The sequence below is a fragment of the Rhodobacteraceae bacterium S2214 genome (genome assembly GCA_025141675.1).
In the GTDB taxonomy this organism is placed as follows: domain Bacteria; phylum Pseudomonadota; class Alphaproteobacteria; order Rhodobacterales; family Rhodobacteraceae; genus Yoonia.
In genome coordinates, this window is the sequence record CP081161.1 from 1,715,028 (window position 1) to 1,734,262 (window position 19,235).

The following is a 19,235-nucleotide window of genomic DNA, read 5'->3' on the forward strand; positions in this document are numbered from 1 at the left end:
CGGGTCCCGTGGTGGTTTGATCATGCGTGAGAACCGGACAGAGACGCTTGTTGGGGCCGTCGTTTTGGCTGTGGCCCTCGGCTTTGGGTTTTACGCGGCTCAGGCTGCTGGCCTAGGAAGATCGTCCCAAGGGTATGATTTGACGGCGAGTTTCAGGTCCGCCGAAGGTATCACCACCGGAACAGATATCCGCCTTGCTGGCGTGAAGATCGGCCAGATCGGTGCGCTGACGCTAAACCCTGATACATTCCGCGCTGACGCTGTGCTGTCCTTCGCAGACGGCGTCGCAATTCCGAATGACAGCGCTGTGGCCATCGCGTCTGAAGGCGTTTTGGGCGGCAGTTTCGTGGAGATTGTACCGGGCGGATCGCTGGATAACTTTGCGCCGGGTGAAGAAATCGAAGATACACAGGGCGCGATTAGTTTGATTTCCTTGCTGTTGAAATTTGTGACCGGGGACGGGGATACGCAATGAAGGCTTTGATTCTTAGTACTGCGCTTGCGATGCTGCCTTTTGGCGCTGTTGCCCAGCAGGCAGCAACCGCCGTTGGCGGTGAATTGCGGGTGCTGGATAAGCTGAACGGCACCGTGACCGACGTCGAAATGACGAACGGCGAAACCCGTGACATTGGCCATCTCAAACTAACGCTCGAAGAATGCCGCTATCCGCGCGCTAACCCGTCGGGTGATGCTTTTGCAAACATTACAGTGGCTTATCGGGATAACGCTGATCCGGCATTTCAAGGCTGGCTGATCGCCTCTGCGCCTGCGCTGAACGCGATGGAGCACCCGCGCTACGACGTTTGGGTGTTGCGCTGTATCAGGTCCTGAGCAGACGCCATTTGCGGGCTTGGCGTAAATTCGGCGGGCTGTTGTAAGGCATCGCGTAACAAGGCGTGATAGGCTGATCTGGGAATTTCTACACCCCCTAAGCTGGCCAAATGGTCGGTGATGAACTGCGTGTCAAACAATGTGAATCCGTCTGACCGCAGCTTGTCTGTCAGGTAGGCAAGGGCGACTTTTGATGCGTCTGTAGCCGTGCTGAACATGCTTTCGCCGAAGAAGGCACTGCCGATTGTGACACCGTAGACGCCGCCCACAAGCGTGTCGTTCTGCCATACCTCGCAGCTGGCCGCGTCGCCTTGGTCGTGCAGGGCTTTGTATAGATCAAAGATGGTGGCGTTGATCCACGTTTCGTCACGGTTCGCACAACCGCGCACAACGTCAGCAAAACAGGTGTTAAAGCTCACCCGGTAATTGCCGCGCAGCAGCCGTTTGCGCAAAGACCGTGAGATGTGAAAACCGTCGAGCGGCAGGATGCCGCGAAAACGGGGATCGACCCAAAAGACGTCTTCGCTGTCGCGCGTTTCTGACATCGGAAAAACGCCAGCCCGATAGCCTTGCAGCAACAGGTCTGGCGTCAATTCGATTTCGTCTTGATTACTCAATGGCTTAAGCGAGGTTGGCGTCTAACCATTCCTCGAGCCAATGAATGGTGTAATCGCCGGTTTGCACCGCTTCTTCCGCCAAAAGCGCGTGGAACAGTGGGATCGTCGTGTCGACACCGTCCACGATCAATTCGCCCAAGGCACGGGCCAAACGGGCCAACGCTTCTGGACGGTCGCGGCCGTGTACGATCAATTTGCCGATCAAACTGTCGTAGTAGGGCGGGATCCGGTAGCCGTCGTAAAGCGCCGAATCCATCCGTACGCCCAAACCACCTGGTGCGTGGTATTGTGTGATCGTACCGGGGCAGGGCGAAAAGTTTGGTAGCTTTTCAGCGTTGATCCGGACCTCGATCGAATGACCATTGATTTTCAAATCGTCCTGCGTGAACGACATAGGCAGGCCAGAAGCCACGCGCAGCTGTTCGCGTACAAGATCGACGCCGAAAATTGCTTCGGTCACAGGGTGTTCCACCTGCAAACGTGTGTTCATTTCGATGAAGTAAAATTCATCGTTCTCGAACAGAAATTCGATTGTCCCCGCACCGATGTAGTTGATTTTCGCAACTGCGTCCGCGCAAACTTTACCGATCCGTTCACGCAGTTCAGGCGTGATGCAGGGGCCGGGAGCTTCTTCGAAAACCTTTTGGTGGCGCCGCTGTAAGGAACAATCGCGTTCGCCGAGGTGGACTGCGTTGCCTTTGCCGTCACCGAACACTTGGATTTCGATGTGGCGCGGTGTTGTCAGGTATTTCTCGATGTAGACTTCGTCGTTGCCAAATGCGGCTTTGCCTTCGGCCCGCGCAGAATAGAACGCCTGTTCCATGTCTTTCGCGGTTTCGGCGACTTTCATGCCGCGACCACCGCCACCAGCGGTGGCTTTGATGATGACCGGATAGCCGATTTCAGCGCCAATGCGCTGTGCATCTTCCAGCGTATCGACACCACCGCCAGAGCCGGGAACGCATGGCACGCCCAGTTCTTTCATGGTCTCAATCGCAGAGATTTTGTCGCCCATGACGCGGATATGTTCGGCTGTCGGGCCAATGAACGTGATGTCATGGTCTTGGACGGCCTGCACAAAAGCAGCGTTTTCCGACAAGAAGCCGTAGCCTGGGTGGATCGCCTGCGCGCCTGTGATTTCACAGGCCGAAATCAGGGCCGGGAACGACAGGTAGGATTGCGCGCTGGATGGCGGTCCGATGCAGATCGCTTCGTCGGCCATGCGGACATGCATCGCGTCGGAATCGGCTGTCGAATGGACCGCGACAGATTTCACGCCCATTTCACGGCACGCACGCACCACCCGCAAGGCGATTTCGCCGCGGTTGGCAATGAGGATTTTGTCGAACATTGGCTGCCCCTTATTCGATAATCACAAGTGGTGCGCCGAATTCGACTGGTGCGCCGTCTTCGACCAGAATCCGTTTGATCGTGCCGGATTTGGGGGCAGGGATGTGGTTCATTGTTTTCATCGCTTCGATGATCAACAGTGTTTCACCTTCAGCGATTGTTTTGCCCACGGCCGCGAAAGGTGCAGCACCGGGTTCTGGTGCCATGTAGATTGTGCCGACCATTGGCGATGTCACAGCGCCCGGATGGCTTGCTGGATCTTCGCTACCGCCCGAAGGTGCGGCAGATGGTGCCGCGGCAGGGGCTGCCGCCGGTGCAGCAGCAACGGGTGCTGGGGCTGCGGCCACAACCTGTTGTGGTGCTGGCTGCGCATAGCGGCCGACACGTACATCAAGGCTGTCGTTTTCGGCGTAATCGCGTTTGACACGCAATTCGGTCAAATCATTTTCGCGCAGCAATTCTGCCAATGCTTGGATAAAGCTGACGTCGCTGTCGTGAGAGGTTTTTTTGCTCATGTCGTCCTCGGCCCGTTGCCCAAAGTTCCTCAGATCCGCTTTTGCGCGGTATCAATCGGGACGCTTATAGGGGAACGGTGACGCAGTGGAAAGCCAGAGCATCAGGGAAAGTGACGGAGCGTCGGAATTGACAGGTCAAAGCTTCCGTGTCGTGGCTTCGTCATCTTCACGAATTGGTAGCATTATCACGCCATAAGGCTTCAAAGTCTGTTCTTCGGTCAGGGCAGGTTTTTCGATTTCTGATAGACCAAGAAGCGGGGCCTTATCGATTTTTGACCGTGGATCACTGACGGTGACGATTTCGTCAGGTGTTTTCGCTGTTGTTCTGCTGGTTTCTTCGTCGGCAGCAGGCGTGGTTTGATGTGTTACAACGTCGTTCTGATATTGCGGTGCGGCGCGTGGCGCTAAGGAAACTTCCATCTCTGACCTCAATGATTGACACCATATTGGTCTAGTTTCCGTCAATTTCCTTAGCAAAGTATGAATTGCGGACAATCGGATAAAATTGTCCGCAATAAAATCAGATCGCCAAGTACTGCGCACGCAGTGCTTCGTCTTCCAGAACTTCCTGAGCAGAGCCGTCATAGACCACGGTGCCCGTATCAAGAATCACCGCCCGATCCGCCAGCTTCAACGCAGCAACCGCGTTTTGCTCAACAATCACGGTTGTAATGCCTTGATCGCGGATGATGTTTAGTGTCTTTGCGATTTCTTGCACAATGACCGGGGCCAGACCTTCGTAAGGTTCGTCCAACAGAAGAACCTTAATATCGCGTGCAAGGGCGCGAGCGATGGCAAGCATCTGCTGCTCACCACCAGACAGTGTGACGCCTTCTTGTTTCTTACGTTCGCCAAGACGTGGGAAGAGTTCATAGATTCGCTCAAGCGACCAGCCGATTGGCGGGGCGATTTGGGCGAGCTGCAGGTTTTCTTCAACTGTCAGGCCCGCAATGATGCGCCGGTCTTCTGGCACAAGCGCGATGCCTGCGGCAGATGCCTGATGGGCTTTCATGTCGTGAAGCGGCTGGTGGTCCAGCCAGATTTCACCGTGCTTCAATGCGGGGTCATCAAGGCGCGCAATGGTGCGCAGCGTTGATGTTTTACCCGCACCGTTCCGACCGAGCAGAGCCAGAATTTCGCCCTCGTGGATATTAAAGCTGACGTTTTGAACGATGTAGCTTTCGCCGTAATACGCTTCAATTTCCCACACGCTCAGGAAAGCAGGGTGGGTGGCCGCGTTGTTGGCGTTTTTGTTGAATGGTTGGTTCATTGGATTGTTCCTTACACCTGTGCTTCGCCGAGGTACGCTTCGCGTACTTTCGGGTGGCCTTTGATGTTTTCAGGTGTTTCTTCCACCAGCGGCGTACCTTGCGCCAGAACGGTGATCCGTTCCGCTAGGCTGAACACAACGTGCATGTCGTGCTCAATGATTGCCATTGTGATGTCGCGCTTTTCCTTGATCTCTTTGAGCAGATCAATCGTGTTGTTTGTATCCGCACGGGCCATACCCGCAGTCGGTTCGTCCAACAGCAACAGGCGCGGTTCCTGCACCAGACACATCGCCATTTCCAAGCGACGTTTGTCACCACGTGACAAGCTGGATGCCACCATGTGACGTTTTTCCAGCATGTTAACGTCTTCCAAAATCGCTTCTGCGGTCTCGTGGATGTCTGTTTCGTGGCGTGTGCTGCCGATCGCGTGAAGCCGGAAGGCCCCGTCACGTTTGGCAAAGCACGGGATCATCACGTTTTCAAACACGGTGAGATCAGCAAAGATTTCAGGTGTTTGGAACACGCGGCTGATGCCCATCTGGTTGATCTCGTAGGGCTGACGCCCAAGCACAGATTGACCGTCGAACATCACCGACCCGCTGTCGGGGATCAATTTGCCCACAAGCACGTTCAGCAGGGTGGATTTACCGGCCCCGTTTGGACCGATAATCGCGTGGACTGTGTTTTCAGCGACGCTGAGGTTCACGTCACCAAGCGCTTGCAAACCGCCGAAGCGTTTGTTGACGCCTTTTACTTCAAGGATACCCATCATATTGCTCCTTATTCAGCTGGTGTCGTGGCGCCATCAGAGGCGTCAGTTGTTTTCTTGCGGCTGAACTTTGCGCCAATGCGCTGACCAAGTTCGACCAGACCACCCGGCAGGAAGATAACAACCGCCATGAACACAAGGCCCAGTGTCAGGTGCCAGCCCTTACCGATGAACGGATGGATGATCGCCACAAAGAAGTTCTCAAGACCTTCCGGCATGAAAGCGAACCAGCCGTGCACCACAGTGTCGTTGATCGTGGATACGATGTTTTCCATGTATTTGATCACACCAGCGCCCAAAATCGGACCGATCAGCGTGCCAACACCACCAAGGATCGACATGATTACGATCTCACCAGACGCAGTCCAGAACATCCGTTCTGCACCTGTCAGGGGATCCATTGCAGCCAGCAGACCGCCAGCCAGACCCGCATACATTCCAGAAATGACAAAGGCGGTCAGCATGTAAGGACGCGTTGAAATACCAGTGTAGTTCAGGCGCTGTTGGTTGGACTTGATGGACCGCAGCATCAGGCCAAACGGCGACCGGAAGATGCGGATCGCTAAGTAGAAGGACGCGATCATAAAAAGGCCAGCAAGGTAGTAACCGTTCTGGAATACGAAGCTCCAGCCCCCCACATCCCAAGTAACAGACCCGTTCATCTCAAGTCCGAACAGGTGCGGTGTGATTGGTGCATCCGCCCCTTGCAGGATTTGCGGATCGTCGTTGTAGACCTGCAGGCCAGTCTCACCGTTGGTGATTGGCGTCCCCAGGACCTTACCGACCAAGTCGGAGTAGGCGATGGAATACATCATCTGTGCAAAGGCCAGTGTCAGGATCGAAAAGTAGATTCCTGACCGACGCAAGGACACATAACCGATGACGACTGCGAACAGGCCGGCCACGATCACTGACAAGATGATAGCAGGTACGATGTTGTAGGACAGCAGTTTGAACATCCAAACGGCTGCGAACGACCCCACACCTAGAAAAGCGGCGTGACCGAAGGACAGGTAACCTGTCAGGCCGAACAGGATGTTAAACCCGATGACCAAGATCCCGAAGATCACGAACCGCTGCAACAGGGCAGGGTAGCCCGCATTGAACTGCGCAAATGCACTGTCCGTTGGGAAAGGGTTGAGTAGGATCGGGGCTGCCAAAACCATCAGGCAGACCACGATGAAGAGAGCGGTGTCTTTTCCGTTCATACCAAGCATGATTATTCCTCCATCACGCCCTTGCGTCCCATCAGGCCACGTGGCCGGGTCAGCAAGATGATGATTGCAACAAGATAGATGATGATTTGGTCGATACCCGGCAGGATCGCTTTGACTTCGTTCATCGAAGCAAAGGACTGCAGAATACCCAGCAAGAAGCCCGCCAGAACAGCGCCCGGCAATGACCCCATGCCGCCAACAACAACCACAACGAAGGACAGGACCAAGAAGTCCATACCGATGTTATAGTTCGGCGACAGGATTGGTGTGTACATCACGCCAGCCAGACCGGCGACCGCAGCCGCAAGACCAAACATAAAGGTGAAGCGTTTGTCGATGTCGATGCCAAGCAGGCCAACTGTTTCGCGGTCTGCCATACCTGCACGCACGACCATGCCAAATGTTGTGAACTGCAAGAAGGCAAACACAGCAGCAATAATGGCCATTGAGAAGAGGAAGTAGACCAAGCGCCAGATCGGATAGATGATCGCGTTTGGTTCAAATCCCATCAGCACACCAAAGTCCATCGCACCCGCAAATGCAGAAGGTGCTGGGGTTGGGATTGGGTTTGCGCCGAAGTTTGCCTTGACGATCTCACCGATCACAATCGCCAAACCAAAGGTCACAAGGATCTGGTCTGCGTGTGGGCGGTGATAGAAGTGCTTGATCAGGCCGCGTTCCATGGCGAAACCCACAAGGATCATCACAGGGATTGCGAAGATGATCGCGATAGGCACAGCCCAGTCGATCAGGCTCATGCCCATTTCAGGCCCGAACCACTCCACCACATAGGGTGTTTCGACCTTCAGCGGATTGCCCAAGAAATCTGTTTGGGTCTCATCAATCTTCTCAAAGCTAATCGAGAGTAGACGTGACACTGTGACCGAGCAGAATGCACCGATCAGGAAAAGGGCACCGTGGGCGAAGTTCACCACACCTAGTGTCCCGAAGATCAACGTCAGACCCAAGGCAATCAATGCATAAGCAGAGCCTTTGTCCAAACCGTTGAGAATTTGAAGGATAATATCGTCCATCGACCCCGCCTCTTTTTACCAGTTCTCTACTGATACGGCGCATCGTGATGATGGCCGTTTACGCCCCGCTCCCCCGGGGTGGGTGAGACCGGCACAGCGTGCCGATCTCGGATTTGGTTAGCTTATGCGCCAGGGTTACATGCACCCAGGTCGCCACCGGCGAACATTGGGTGATCTGGTGCGTACTCAACCTGTGCACGTGGCGTAACTTCCACGATTTCCAGTGTATCGAACTGGTTGGTTGGGTTGTCCGTGCCTTTCATGACCAGCACGTCTTTGAAGCACTGGTGGTCGGCGCCACGGTAAGATGTAGGACCGTTGCCCATGCCGTCGAAATCGAAGTCTTCGAGAGCTTCTGCAACGCCACAAGGGTTGAACGTGCCAGCACGTGTAACAGCATCCGCATACAGCAACGTCTGAACGTAGCATGTGTGCGCCGCACCGGATGGTGGGAAGCCGTACTTTTCGCCAAAGGATTTAACGAAAGCTTTTGTGCCTTCATCCTGCAGCTGCCAGTTCCAGTTCATAGAACCGAACACGCCTTGGATGTTGGAACCCGCACCAGCGGCCATCAGTTCAGAGTAAAGCGGCACGATGATCGTGAAGTCTTTACCGTTGACCTGCTTGTCTTTGAGACCGAACTGAACAGCCTGTGTCAAAGAGTTCACCATGTCCCCACCGTAGTGGTTCAGGATCAGCGTATCAGCACCGGAGTTCAAAACAGGCGCGATGTAGGATGAGAAGTCACCCGCACCAACTGGTGTCAGAACGTTCTGTGTTGTGTTCCAACCCAGCGCTTCTGTTGCACCTTGGATGGATTCCTGCTGTGTCCAGCCCCATGTGTAGTCAGCTGTCAGGTGGTAAGCGTTACGCTCGTTACCGTACTCAGCTTCCAGAACTGGACCCAGAGCCGCACCAGACATGTAACCGTTAAAGAAGTGACGGAAGCCGTTGGCTTTCTTATCTTTACCAGTTGTGTCGTTAGAGTGCGTCAGACCAGCCATGAAGATCACGCCAGCTTCTTGGCACAGACCTTGAACCGCGATGGCAACACCAGAAGATGAGCCGCCGTTGATCATGATGCATTCGTCTTTCTGGATCATGGACTGTGCAGATGCACGTGCCACGTCAGATTTCGTCTGCGTATCACCTGTGACGAACTCGACTTTGCGGCCCAGGATACCTGTACCGTCGAGGTTCTTCTCAGAGAATGTGTTCAGCATGCCGCCGTCGCCGATACCGTTGAGGTGCTCAACAGCCAGTTCCTGCGCGCGCAGTTCGTCGAGACCTTCTTCAGCGTAAGGACCTGTTTGTGGAACGTTGAAACCGATTTTCACGGAACCGCCGTCACCCGGTGCGTTTGTGTAGCCAGTGTGGCCATCAGCACGGAGATACGTCGGAACAGCAAGACCGGCACCAGCGATGGCGCCTGTCTTCAGCACGCCACGACGTGAGAAGTTAGAATTGGACATTAAAATCCTCCCATTTTGATTTCGCTATATCCAGCCTCCTACCGAACACAGCTCGCATTTTACATGCTGATGCTATCTTGGCTGCGTGACCCCGCGTTACCAACAGTGCTTTGTGCAAGTGTCATTTTTTTGTAAAGTACTGGACTCTAATTCTGTAAATCTTGTAAATTGATTATCGAACAGGCGCAGAAAGCGTCTGATATGTATTGGAGAAATCGGTTGGCAGCCCACGCAATGACAGGGTCTCGTATTCGCGAACGCCGCTTGGATCAAGGAATGCGTCAAGCTGATGTGGCCGACGCCGCGGGTATTTCCGCTAGCTATCTGAATTTGATCGAGCACAACAAACGCAGAATCGGCGGGAAATTGCTACAGTCGCTTGCGCGCGCCTTGAACGCTGATCCGGCCAGTTTGTCTGAGGGGGCAGAACCCGCTGTTTTGAATGGTATGCGGGCCGCCGCTGCGCGGACGTCGCACCCGATTGAAACAGACCGTGCAGAAGATCTTGCGACCCGCTTTCCGGGGTGGGCGGGTTTGATTGCCGCCCAAGAAGCGCGGGTTGATACGTTAGAGGCGGAAGTGCGCGTTCTACGTGATCGCATGACCCATGACCCCGCGTTGGCGGGCGCGTTGCACAACGTGATTACGGCGGTGACGTCGATCCGCGCGACTGCGGGTATCTTAGCCAACGACGACAATATTGATGCCGATTGGCAACGCAGGTTTCACGTCAACATTCACGACGATAGCCGGCGGTTGGCGGTCGAAAGCGAAGCCTTGGTCGCCTACCTTGAACCCCCGACAGAAGCGGCATCGTCGCGCGAACACCTGACGGGGTTCGAAGAAGTTGAAGCCTTTTTATTGCGCGAAACCAAATTGTTAGATTGGGTAGAGGCGCATCCAAACGCAGCGCCTGACACTTTGCTGCGCGACTATGATGCGCCCGCATTGTCACGGGAAGGCCGCGAGGTTTTACTGCAATATTTGGTACGCTTCAGCAAAGACGTGCGTCTTATGCCGCGCGCCACCTTCGTGCCTGCCGCAGTCGCCGCACATGGTGATCCGTCGACCCTTGCCGCACAGTTTGACGCAGACTTGCCCGCCGTGTTGCGCAGGCTTGGCGGGTTGCCTGCTGATATAGGCCTTCCGCCGATGGGGTTAGCTATCGCTGATCAAACTGGCGCGTTGACTTATCTGAAAACAGTTCCCGGATTTGCGCCGTCTCGGTTTACGGCAGGGTGTCCGTTATGGCCGCTGTACGCCGCACTGACGCAGCCCATGCGCCCCATCAAATCAGAGGTCGTTTTGCCGGGGCAGGCTGGGGCGCGGTTTATGTGTTACGCGATTGCTGTGCCGAAAACGCTTGCCGATTTCAGCGCGGCACCCGTGCTTGAAACCACAATGTTGGTTGTCTCCGATCCCGCGCCCGGCCTACAGGAACCGATCAAGGCTGGCGTGTCTTGCAGGGTTTGCCCACGTTCGGGATGTGCGGCGCGCCGTGAACCGTCCGCAATTGAAGTGAAATCTTAATTGCACGTGATAAGCGCTTCGTTTTGTTAAGGTTTTGGAAATCCCGATTTTACATAAGTTGTTTCGTGTGCGAAACATCTTGGGGTTGTTCGTCGCGGCGTAGCACGATCAGCTGGTCAGTGTTTTTGGCGTTTCGGGCTTTGACAGGGCCGCGCATTGCCGCAATACTCTGCGCAAGAAAATTACCATGGCGTCATTCGGGGGGAGCAACATCATGGGTAGACGGGTCCTGCTGATCGAGGACGAACCAAATATCATCGAAGCGATCAGCTTTATTCTGTCGCGTGACGGGTGGACTGTTCATACACATGAAGACGGCGAAACCGCGATGGATAAAGTCCGCGCGACGCCGCCTGATCTTATTATTCTTGATGTCATGCTGCCTGGTCGCAGTGGTTTTGATATCTTGCGTGATATTCGCGCGGAGCCTGATTTTGAAAATCTGCCGGTCATGATGTTAACGGCACGTGGGCAAGTCAAAGATCGCGAACTTGCATTAAGGCTGGGCGCTAACCATTTCATGACAAAGCCATTTTCGAATCAAGAGGTGAAGGATTATGTCCGCAAGTTGATGGATGAAACGGCCTAGATGCAGGACGATCCGAAACCCCTAAGACCTGTTACACCGACCATATCGGCCGCCAAGATGCCGCTATATCTGGCACGCGCGTCTTATCGGCAGCGGCGATTACGGGATGTGATCCGGATGCTGCCGTTCGTCGGGTTTCTGGCGTGGATTTTGCCGATTATGTCCGGATTGATCCCTGCAACGTCTTCTGTCGGGCTGTATATTTTCGCGGTTTGGGTGATCCTGATTATTGTCGCGGCGGTGATCACACGCAGCCTGTCGCCGGAAGGATCACCGGACAAAAGTGACGACGCACTCACATGAAGGGGCGGTGACGGATGTCGTTTAACCTGCTTGTCTTTGTGTCGCTTGCCTACGTCGCGTTCTTGTTTTTGGTTGCATTTTGGGCCGAACGGCGGGCGCGCACGACCTTAGCATCATGGCTTCGTGGTCCGTTTGTATACACGCTATCGTTGTCGATTTATTGCACGGCTTGGACGTTTTACGGGGCGGTTGGTTATGCGGCCCGATCGGGGTTGGAATACGTCACAATCTACCTTGGCCCCACGCTGGTCATGATTGGATGGTGGTGGATTTTGCGCCGTCTTGTCCGGATTGGGCGCACGCAGCGGATCACGTCGATTGCAGATTTGATTTCCAGCCGGTTCGGGAAATCCGGTTGGCTGGGCGCGATTGTGACCGTCATGGCCGTGGTGGCCGCGACGCCTTACATTGCATTGCAGCTCAAATCCGTGACCCAATCGTTTTCCGCATTTGTGCCGGTCAGTGGTGGGATTTGGGAACAGGCCGATTTGAATACAACAGCGCTGTGGGTTGCTGTTGGGCTGGCTATCTTTACGGTCCTGTTCGGGACGCGCAGTCTGGATGCGAACGAACGGCACAGCGGGATCGTGATTGCGATTGCGGTTGAAGCCGTCGTGAAACTGGTGGCCTTGGTCGCCGTTGGGGTCTTTGTGATCTGGGGGCTTGCGGGTGGTCCTGCTGCGGTGTTGGACCAGATTGATGCATCAAAAATTGCGCAGTTTGAACCGCAAGGAGGCCGTTGGGTCGCGATTATTTTCCTGTCTGCGGCCGCGTTCATTTGTTTGCCGCGCATGTTCCAGGTGTTGGTTGTTGAACACCCAGACGAGCGGAACCTGCACATGGCCAGTTGGGCTTTCCCGATTTACCTGATGCTGATGTCGCTGTTTGTGCTGCCGATCGCAGTCGTCGGCCTACGATTGATGCCGGAAGGGGCGAATCCCGATCTGTTCGTGCTGACACTGCCGTTATCGCAGGGGGAAAACGGGCTGGCGATGCTCGCGTTCTTGGGCGGTTTTTCGTCGGCCACGTCGATGGTGATCGTCTCTACGATTGCTTTGGCCACGATGGTGTCGAACCATATTATCGTACCATTATGGCTCAGCAGTCGTCCGCAAGGCGCGCTCGTCTCTGGCGATATTCGCAACGTCAACGTTTTGGCGCGCAGGCTATCCATCGCGAGCATCTTGGCGCTAGGTTACCTTTACTTCCGTATCTCTGCGGGCGGGGCTGCGCTGGCAGCGATTGGTTTGGTGTCGTTCAGCGGCGCGGTTCAGGTTTTGCCGGCGCTGCTGGGGGCCATCTTTTGGCGGGGTGCGACGCGCGTTGGGGCTGCACTCGGCCTCGTGACTGGTTTCGTCGTTTGGCTGTGGACGCTGTATATTCCGAGTTTCGGCGCGGACGCCTTTATTTCCGAGACCGTTCTTGCGAACGGGCCGATGGGGATGTGGTGGCTGCGGCCACATGCGCTGTTTGGTCTTGAAGGCATGGATGACCTTGTTCATGGCTTGATGTGGTCGCTCGTTCTGAATGCATTGGCCTTTTTTATTGGGTCCGTCTTCAGTTTTCCAACGCCGTTAGAACGCTTGCAGGGCGCGCAATTTGTCAACGTGTTCGAGATGTCGGCGGGTACAACGTCTTGGACAAACAGCGGTGCGCGTGCGGATGATCTGCTGATCATGGCGCAACGCATTTTGGGCGGGGCAGAGGCGCAACGCTTGTTTCAGAAATCGGCGGAAGAGCAGGGAAAAGAGGGCTATTTGCCTGACGTCACCCCCGATTTTGTTGTGCGCCTTGAACGCGAACTGGCTGGGTCTGTCGGGGCGGCAACAGCCCATGCGATGGTCGGTCAGTTAACGGAAGGGGCTGCGATTTCGGTCGAAGACTTGATCGCTGTGGCGGATGAAGCCGCGCAAATCCTAGAGTATTCAAACGAGCTTGAGGCGAAGTCGGCCGAACAAGAACGCACGGCGCGTGCTTTGCGCGATGCAAACACAAAGCTGACGGCGATTTCGATCCAGAAGGATGCGTTCCTTAGTCAGATTTCGCACGAGTTACGCACGCCGATGACGTCGATCAGATCGTTCTCGGAAATCTTACGCGATATGGATATGTCGCCTGAAGATCACGGGAAATATGCGGGCATTATTCACGATGAAGCCTTACGGCTCACGCGTTTGCTGGATGATCTGCTGGACTTGTCGGTGTTGGAAAACGGGCAGGTGACGCTACACATTCATACTGGGCAGTTGTCTGATTTGCTTGATCGGGCCATCGGGGCATCTGGCGTACAAGAACGTGGTTTGCAGATTTTGCGGAACCGCAGCCGCGAAGACGTGACCCTGACCACTGATCTGGATCGGCTTGTGCAGGTGTTTGTGAATGTGATCGCAAATGCGCAGAAGTATTGCACCGTTGATCGTCCAATTCTTAACGTCAAGGTGCGGGTCGTTGATGGACGGGATGTCATTGATTTTATTGATAATGGCGATGGGATCAGTATCGAAAATCAAACGATGATCTTTGAAAAATTCGCAAGGATCGAAGACGAAGGTAAAGCAGGCGGCGCGGGGCTAGGTCTTGCGATTTGTCGCGAAATCCTTGGTCGGCTTGGCGGTGAAATCAGTTATTTGCCGGGGCAGAAGGGGGCTGCTTTCCGCGTGACGTTGCCCAAGCATGATGCAAGTGCAAAAGGCGCTGATCTGTTAGCGTCTCAGTAAGAATTTTCGGTGTATTTTTAATGATATGAGGTTGGCTTGCATTCTGCGGGTGGACGATTCGACGAGTCTGGTTTGGGGTCTATGACAAGACAGGTTGCACATGATGTCCTGCGCCGTATGGCGTCGCCGCCCCCCCCGGCACCAGAAGATGTGCCCATTACGTCGTCGCGCGCGATCCGGTTAGCGATTACGCGGGCGGCGGACAAAACACACGACTTTGTGGTCAGTGTCAGCTCCCTGCGCGAAGAAGTCTTGTCGCTGGATCAACTGCTTGCAGCGTTAGAACCGGAACTGATGTTAATTGGCATGACCGCGGGTGGCGCGGTGACCGGTCTGGCCGCCCTCGATCTGAATATGCGGACCGCCCTTCTAGAGGTGCAGACGGTCGGAATGGTTTTGCCGGATGTCCCCGAAGATCGACCGCCGACCGGAACCGATGCGCAAATGGCGCAGCCGCTGATCGCGGCGTTTCTTCATCACCTGCAGGATACGGCTGAACGCACGCCGCTGGACGGGTGGGGATCGGGTTTCGATGCGGGCGACAAAATCAATTCGACGCGGGCGGCGGGATTGATCCTTGATGACGGGAAATACCGACTGATCCGTTTGTCGCTCGATCTAGGTGTTGGTGATCGTATGGCGGAACTGGCGTTGGCTTTGCCCTGCCGCGCAGAAACCGTGGGAAAGGTCCTGACACCTGAGGTCACGGGCGATTGGGATGAACGTTTCCGAAAGGTGGTCGACGGGTCACCCGCCCGATTGGATGCGGAACTGCACCGTTTCAAATTGCCACTTCATCAGGCGGAAAATTTGGTTGTTGGGCAGGTCCTGCCGCTGACAGGGTGCACCGTGTCATCTGTCAAGATCCTGGCGCGCGATGGGCGTAAGGTAGCGACGGCCAGATTAGGTCAATCTGCGGGGATGCGCGCCGTTCGGATCGAAGTCCCACCGCAGGTCGCGCTGTCCGATATGAACCAGTTGGGCAAAAGCGATATGTCAAGCTTGGCTGATCTCCCCGAGACGGGGGCCGCATTTGATATCGATGGTGCGGCCAGCATGATGGATATTGATAACGCAGCCAATGACGATGACGGGGGGCTGGATATGCCGATGGCCGCCCCGATGGATATGCCGGAAGCTGACGACATGGCCGTCGCTGCTGCCCCTTTATCTTGGGATGACGAAGATCTGGAAGCAGATCCCGTCGCGCCTGCGAAACTGAGTTGGGAAGACGAAGGGTTAGAAAACCCGACTGAAGACTAAATCAGGACTTTTGCGCCGCGATCATTTCTAGCTGCGGGTGCAATCCGCGTAGATCGTAGCCTGCTTTACCAGTGGCTTCGATAATGTCGTCGCTGGCCATATCACCCGCTAGGCCCAGTGACCAAGCAATGGATGACCGTGTGCCGGACGCGCAGTAAGCCAGAACTGGCCCGCCAGCCGCATCAATCGCGGCGCGATGTGCTGCCACATTTTCTGCGTTCATGGTTTGATGGGTCAGCGGCAGAACGGTGAACCCAAGACCTACGGCTTTTGCTGCGGCCTCAATAGCTGCTGCCTGACAATCTGGTGTGATTTCCATGTCGGGCCGGTTGCAAATGATTGCCTTAAATCCGGCGTCTGCGATGGCTGCACAATCGTCAGGCGCGATTTGCGGGCTGACAGCGTAGGTCGGTGTGATCTGACGAATATCCATGCGCGTCTTTTAGAAGGCCTGACTGCGAAGGTCTAGTCGCAAGAGGGTCCAATCGTGCGTTACCCCAGCAACACGCCCATGACGACCATCATCAGGCCTAAGATCGAAAACAGCAGGGACCCGATATTGATCGGCAAGATGCTGGTGAGCTTGAGCCGCAGCGCGTCATCGTCCAAACCCGCTTTGCGGGCCGCGTTTACGGCGACGATGCTATAGACGATGCCGACCAGCCCAATCATCGAGATCGCAGCGCCGATCCATACCAACCATTCCATCGTATTCCCCTTTGTTTGACCGGGGCAGCCCTAACGCTCGCGGCCTGCGCTTGCAAGGGTTGCGATGCGGGGCGCGGGTCGCTAGGGAAGGGCGATACGCCTTATTTGTGACGCCCAGAGGAGACCATCATGAGCGACGTTATTTCAGATACCGCCAGCACCGTTGCCGGCCAAGAGTTGCGCCAGTTCATTGAACGTTACGAACGCCTTGAGGCCGAAAAGAAAGACATTGCAGACGGCCAGAAAGAAATCATGGCTGAAGCAAAAGGCCGTGGGTACGACACCAAGGTGATCCGCAAGCTGATCGCGATCCGCAAACGTGACGCGAACGATCTGGCCGAAGAAGAAGCGGTCATGGAAATGTACATGGCCGCGTTGGGCATGTAATCCGCTATATGTTAGGGCGTGATGAAGTTCACGCCCTGCATTGACCGGATGAAATCGACATCGGCATCATATTGGTCAGACAATTGGTCAACCAATTCGTGGGTAAATTCCGGCAGGTCGATATCTTCGTCCAGTGCGTCATCCTGCGCATATTTGTCCAAAAACGCGAGAATGATCTTGAGTTCATGCTGTGGCGTGGGGGGCGGATTGTTTTTCAGATACCCCTTCATCCGCTGCATGCCTTCTTTTTCCATAATCGTGGCCAGCAGGTCGTAAGTTCCGATCAATGGCACACTATTTGGAACGCCCGCAATTTCGCGCATCAAGCGGCCCCAGATCAGTGGCGTATCTTCGTTGCACCAGACCGATAGCCTGCAATGCGGTGCGACGTATTGGATGCGTTTGATCACGTCCGACCATCGGACGTCGATCGGTTGCATCCCCCGCATGAAGGTCCCGAGGTCGTCAAATTTCGATTTCGAAAAGTTCTCCGGAATGAATGTCGCCGGATTGCGCAAGGCGATGCACAATTCAATATCATCCCCCGGAAACAGCTGAAGCAATCCGCGCACCTTCGGTTCCACCAAAGCATAGAACACGCCCTTATCAAACACCCGATTGGGGATGCAGATAAAGTTCGAATTCGACAGAACAAGCCGCTCTGTCGGTTCATCATCAAGGATCGCATCGAGCATGATGGACCGCGTTTCTGGCGCGGGCGTCGCCCCGTCCAATCCTTGGATGGTTTCGCGGATAAGCCGTCTGTATTTGCTCGGACCCGGCACCTTGACCCCATCTTGGGACAGGACATCGACATTGCGTAGCAACGATTTAAGCAGACGATCCTCGTCCGTGCAGTTTGCACCGATGTGATATACGATTTCCATGTGATCCGGGCCTTTGGTATTGCGTCCGTTTATCATAGTCCAATTTCTGGACAGTTAAACTGCTTTCAGCTATCGGCTTTTTATGTCTGAGCAAATCCGTCAGTTATTGCCGCTGAAGGCAAATCGTCGTGGGATCGATCGCTGGTCGATGGGTGCCCTTATCATCGCCGTCTTGGTTGTTTTGCCGATTGCAGCCGTTGTCTGGTTTGCTTTGACGCCGACCGATAACATCTGGCCGCATCTGATATCGACGACATTCCCGCGATATCTGCGCAATACAGTCATCTTAATGCTCAGCGTCGGTGCGTTGACTGCCGTTGTTGGTACAATCACCGCATGGGTCGTGGCGATGTACCGCTTTCCTGGGCGGTCGTGGTTGCAATGGGCGTTGCTGATGCCCTTGGCCGTTCCGGCCTATGTTGGTGCCTACGCCTTGGTCGATTTCTTGGAGTACGCGGGACCCGTTCAATCCGCGTTACGTGACACGATGGGGTGGGAAAACGCGGCGGATTACGCCTTTCCAGCGATCCGCACGCGATCGTCTGCGGTCATCGTTCTATCGGCATCGCTATATCCCTATGTCTACTTGCTGGCGCGCGCCGCATTTCGCGAACAATCGGGGGCAGGGTTCGAAGTTGCCCGCGCCCTGGGCGTCGGTCCTTTTGGGCGGTTTTTCCGCGTGGGTCTTCCGCTTGCCCGTCCGGCCATTGCCGCAGGCGTTGCTGTTGTCATGATGGAAACCGTCAATGATTTCGGCACCGTGGATTATTTTGCCGTGCAAACTCTGACGACTGGGATTTTTACGGTTTGGCTGCAAGGCGGGAACCTAGGCGGTGCGGCGCAACTGGCGACCTGTGTGCTGGGGATGATCGTGGTTCTTGTGGCGCTTGAAAAGTTAAGCCGCCGTCGCAGTAAATTCTTCGCCTCGGCCCGTGGTCAGAGGCCAGTGTCATTGACGCAGCTTTCAGGCGGGCAGGGGGTGTTCGCGTTTTTGGTGTGTCTGTTGCCGATCTTGATCGGGTTCGTGTTGCCTGTGTCCGTTTTGACGTCTCACGCGTTGGATGCCGGACAATGGGTGGCACCGGGATTGCGCAAAGCGTTGCTGCATACTGTCACCGTCGCAGGCATGGCCGCGATCCTGACAGTTTTGGGTGGTCTGTTCATGGTGTACGGGGTCCGTCTATCGCGGCGAAGACTGCCACGGTTGCTGATGCCAGTGACGGCGATTGGCTACGCGGCACCGGGCGCCGTGCTGGGTTTGGGCATTTTGGTGCCACTGGCGGCGTTGGATAACCGTTTCGCGGACGCGGTGCTGGCGTTGACGGGACGAGATCCGGGGCTGTTGGTGACCGGAACAGCCGGCGTTTTGGTCATTGCTTACGTTGTGCGATTCTTCGCGATCGCGCAGGGAACAGCTGACGCAGCGTTCGGTCGGGTGTCACCGAGCCTACCGATGGCTGCACGGTCGCTTGGACAGTCATCAGGCGGCGTTTTGAAACGTATTTATTTGCCCTTGATGCGGGCCTCTGTCGGGTCAGCTTTGCTGCTGGTTTTCGTGGACGCGGTGAAGGAACTACCGGCAACTTTGCTTTTAAGACCCTTTAGTTACGACACTTTGGCGACCCGCGTCCATGCGAAGGCATCGCTCGAGAATATCAGTGAAGCCGCACCCGCAGCGCTGATGATTACGTGCGTCGGATTGCTTGCAGTCATTTTTCTTGCGAAAGCGCAAAAAGAGGGGTTGCGGAGGTGAGAATCCTTTTCTAAAAGCAGCC

At 55.3% G+C, this 19,235-nt stretch carries 21 protein-coding genes; 9 read left to right on the forward strand and 12 right to left on the reverse strand.

Going from position 1 to position 19,235, the window contains the following annotated elements; all coding sequences use genetic code 11:
* Positions 1–22 precede the first annotated feature (22 nt).
* Positions 23–475 carry an outer membrane lipid asymmetry maintenance protein MlaD gene (gene mlaD, locus K3729_08580; GenBank protein UWR00802.1) on the forward strand — a complete coding sequence of 151 codons (453 nt, stop codon included), beginning with the start codon at positions 23–25 and terminating at the stop codon, positions 473–475.
* Positions 472–831 carry a DUF2155 domain-containing protein gene (locus tag K3729_08585; protein ID UWR00803.1) on the forward strand — a complete coding sequence of 120 codons (360 nt, stop codon included), beginning with the start codon at positions 472–474 and terminating at the stop codon, positions 829–831. Before mlaD ends, K3729_08585 begins: the two co-directional genes overlap by 4 nt.
* Here the strand turns inward: K3729_08585 and aat are convergent.
* The 9 genes from aat to K3729_08630 form a co-directional block, all read right to left on the reverse strand.
* Positions 795–1,448: a leucyl/phenylalanyl-tRNA--protein transferase gene (gene aat, locus K3729_08590; protein ID UWR00804.1), complete on the reverse strand. Its 654-nt coding sequence runs from the start codon at positions 1,446–1,448 to the stop codon at positions 795–797. The two genes, K3729_08585 and aat, sit on opposite strands and share 37 nt — an antisense overlap.
* A 4-nt stretch (positions 1,449–1,452) precedes the next feature.
* The gene (accC, locus tag K3729_08595) at positions 1,453–2,799 is read right to left on the reverse strand and encodes an acetyl-CoA carboxylase biotin carboxylase subunit (protein UWR00805.1); all 1,347 of its coding nucleotides are present in this window, start codon (positions 2,797–2,799) and stop codon (positions 1,453–1,455) included.
* Positions 2,800–2,809: 10 nt separating this feature from the next.
* Positions 2,810–3,313, reverse strand: a complete 504-nt coding sequence (accB, locus tag K3729_08600; GenBank protein UWR00806.1) for an acetyl-CoA carboxylase biotin carboxyl carrier protein — start codon at positions 3,311–3,313, stop codon at positions 2,810–2,812.
* 135 nt (positions 3,314–3,448) lie between these two features.
* Complete coding sequence (locus K3729_08605) at positions 3,449–3,733, reverse strand: hypothetical protein (GenBank protein UWR00807.1); 285 nt, start codon at positions 3,731–3,733, stop codon at positions 3,449–3,451.
* Positions 3,734–3,833: 100 nt separating this feature from the next.
* Positions 3,834–4,583, reverse strand: coding sequence for an ABC transporter ATP-binding protein (locus K3729_08610; protein ID UWR00808.1), 750 nt, complete (start codon positions 4,581–4,583; stop codon positions 3,834–3,836).
* A gap of 11 nt (positions 4,584–4,594) precedes the next feature.
* The gene (locus K3729_08615) at positions 4,595–5,353 is read right to left on the reverse strand and encodes an ABC transporter ATP-binding protein (GenBank protein ID UWR00995.1); all 759 of its coding nucleotides are present in this window, start codon (positions 5,351–5,353) and stop codon (positions 4,595–4,597) included.
* Positions 5,354–5,364: 11 nt separating this feature from the next.
* The gene (locus K3729_08620) at positions 5,365–6,570 is read right to left on the reverse strand and encodes a branched-chain amino acid ABC transporter permease (protein ID UWR00809.1); all 1,206 of its coding nucleotides are present in this window, start codon (positions 6,568–6,570) and stop codon (positions 5,365–5,367) included.
* Between the two features lie 2 nt (positions 6,571–6,572).
* Entirely contained in the window at positions 6,573–7,604 is a 1,032-nt protein-coding gene (locus K3729_08625; GenBank protein UWR00810.1) for a branched-chain amino acid ABC transporter permease, read from the reverse strand.
* A gap of 122 nt (positions 7,605–7,726) precedes the next feature.
* Positions 7,727–9,076, reverse strand: coding sequence for a substrate-binding protein (locus tag K3729_08630; GenBank protein ID UWR00811.1), 1,350 nt, complete (start codon positions 9,074–9,076; stop codon positions 7,727–7,729).
* Between the two features lie 201 nt (positions 9,077–9,277).
* On the opposite strand from K3729_08630, the gene K3729_08635 reads away from it, so the two are divergent.
* The 5 genes from K3729_08635 to K3729_08655 all read left to right on the forward strand — a co-directional run bounded on the left by K3729_08635 (position 9,278) and on the right by K3729_08655 (position 15,478).
* The gene (locus K3729_08635; protein ID UWR00812.1) at positions 9,278–10,606 is read left to right on the forward strand and encodes a helix-turn-helix domain-containing protein; all 1,329 of its coding nucleotides are present in this window, start codon (positions 9,278–9,280) and stop codon (positions 10,604–10,606) included.
* Positions 10,607–10,820: 214 nt separating this feature from the next.
* Positions 10,821–11,195 carry a response regulator gene (locus tag K3729_08640; GenBank protein ID UWR00813.1) on the forward strand — a complete coding sequence of 125 codons (375 nt, stop codon included), beginning with the start codon at positions 10,821–10,823 and terminating at the stop codon, positions 11,193–11,195.
* A gap of 42 nt (positions 11,196–11,237) precedes the next feature.
* A complete protein-coding gene (locus K3729_08645; GenBank protein ID UWR00996.1) occupies positions 11,238–11,498 on the forward strand; it encodes a hypothetical protein in 261 nt (86 codons plus the stop codon).
* Between the two features lie 14 nt (positions 11,499–11,512).
* The gene (locus tag K3729_08650; protein ID UWR00814.1) at positions 11,513–14,215 is read left to right on the forward strand and encodes a sensor histidine kinase; all 2,703 of its coding nucleotides are present in this window, start codon (positions 11,513–11,515) and stop codon (positions 14,213–14,215) included.
* Positions 14,216–14,296: 81 nt separating this feature from the next.
* On the forward strand, positions 14,297–15,478 hold the full coding sequence (locus K3729_08655) for a FliM/FliN family flagellar motor C-terminal domain-containing protein (protein ID UWR00815.1): 1,182 nt from the start codon (positions 14,297–14,299) through the stop codon (positions 15,476–15,478).
* Between the two features lies 1 nt (position 15,479).
* Here K3729_08655 and K3729_08660 read toward each other — a convergent pair whose 3' ends face one another.
* Positions 15,480–15,911 (reverse strand): TIGR01244 family phosphatase, encoded by a 432-nt coding sequence (locus K3729_08660; protein UWR00816.1) that lies wholly within the window; start codon positions 15,909–15,911, stop codon positions 15,480–15,482.
* Between the two features lie 59 nt (positions 15,912–15,970).
* Positions 15,971–16,186, reverse strand: a complete 216-nt coding sequence (locus K3729_08665) for a hypothetical protein (GenBank protein UWR00817.1) — start codon at positions 16,184–16,186, stop codon at positions 15,971–15,973.
* 129 nt (positions 16,187–16,315) lie between these two features.
* Here K3729_08665 and K3729_08670 point away from each other — a divergent pair, with 129 nt between their 5' ends.
* Positions 16,316–16,573, forward strand: coding sequence for a DUF2312 domain-containing protein (locus K3729_08670; GenBank protein UWR00818.1), 258 nt, complete (start codon positions 16,316–16,318; stop codon positions 16,571–16,573).
* An 11-nt stretch (positions 16,574–16,584) separates the two neighbouring features.
* On the opposite strand, the gene K3729_08675 is transcribed toward K3729_08670, so the two are convergent.
* Entirely contained in the window at positions 16,585–17,460 is an 876-nt protein-coding gene (locus K3729_08675; protein UWR00819.1) for a hypothetical protein, read from the reverse strand.
* A gap of 82 nt (positions 17,461–17,542) precedes the next feature.
* Between K3729_08675 and K3729_08680 the strand changes: the two genes are divergently transcribed.
* Positions 17,543–19,213: an iron ABC transporter permease gene (locus K3729_08680; GenBank protein ID UWR00820.1), complete on the forward strand. Its 1,671-nt coding sequence runs from the start codon at positions 17,543–17,545 to the stop codon at positions 19,211–19,213.
* Positions 19,214–19,235 lie beyond the last annotated feature (22 nt).

Coding starts and splice junctions, on each gene's coding strand:
- mlaD (UWR00802.1), top strand. CDS start 23: ATGCGTGAGAACCGGACAGAGACGCTTGTTGGGGCCGTCGTTTTGGCT.
- K3729_08585 (UWR00803.1), top strand. CDS start 472: ATGAAGGCTTTGATTCTTAGTACTGCGCTTGCGATGCTGCCTTTTGGC.
- accC (UWR00805.1), bottom strand. CDS start 2,799: ATGTTCGACAAAATCCTCATTGCCAACCGCGGCGAAATCGCCTTGCGG.
- accB (UWR00806.1), bottom strand. CDS start 3,313: ATGAGCAAAAAAACCTCTCACGACAGCGACGTCAGCTTTATCCAAGCA.
- K3729_08605 (UWR00807.1), bottom strand. CDS start 3,733: ATGGAAGTTTCCTTAGCGCCACGCGCCGCACCGCAATATCAGAACGAC.
- K3729_08610 (UWR00808.1), bottom strand. CDS start 4,583: ATGAACCAACCATTCAACAAAAACGCCAACAACGCGGCCACCCACCCT.
- K3729_08615 (UWR00995.1), bottom strand. CDS start 5,353: ATGGGTATCCTTGAAGTAAAAGGCGTCAACAAACGCTTCGGCGGTTTG.
- K3729_08620 (UWR00809.1), bottom strand. CDS start 6,570: ATGCTTGGTATGAACGGAAAAGACACCGCTCTCTTCATCGTGGTCTGC.
- K3729_08625 (UWR00810.1), bottom strand. CDS start 7,604: ATGGACGATATTATCCTTCAAATTCTCAACGGTTTGGACAAAGGCTCT.
- K3729_08630 (UWR00811.1), bottom strand. CDS start 9,076: ATGTCCAATTCTAACTTCTCACGTCGTGGCGTGCTGAAGACAGGCGCC.
- K3729_08635 (UWR00812.1), top strand. CDS start 9,278: ATGTATTGGAGAAATCGGTTGGCAGCCCACGCAATGACAGGGTCTCGT.
- K3729_08640 (UWR00813.1), top strand. CDS start 10,821: ATGGGTAGACGGGTCCTGCTGATCGAGGACGAACCAAATATCATCGAA.
- K3729_08650 (UWR00814.1), top strand. CDS start 11,513: ATGTCGTTTAACCTGCTTGTCTTTGTGTCGCTTGCCTACGTCGCGTTC.
- K3729_08655 (UWR00815.1), top strand. CDS start 14,297: ATGACAAGACAGGTTGCACATGATGTCCTGCGCCGTATGGCGTCGCCG.
- K3729_08660 (UWR00816.1), bottom strand. CDS start 15,911: ATGGATATTCGTCAGATCACACCGACCTACGCTGTCAGCCCGCAAATC.
- K3729_08665 (UWR00817.1), bottom strand. CDS start 16,186: ATGGAATGGTTGGTATGGATCGGCGCTGCGATCTCGATGATTGGGCTG.
- K3729_08670 (UWR00818.1), top strand. CDS start 16,316: ATGAGCGACGTTATTTCAGATACCGCCAGCACCGTTGCCGGCCAAGAG.
- K3729_08675 (UWR00819.1), bottom strand. CDS start 17,460: ATGGAAATCGTATATCACATCGGTGCAAACTGCACGGACGAGGATCGT.
- K3729_08680 (UWR00820.1), top strand. CDS start 17,543: ATGTCTGAGCAAATCCGTCAGTTATTGCCGCTGAAGGCAAATCGTCGT.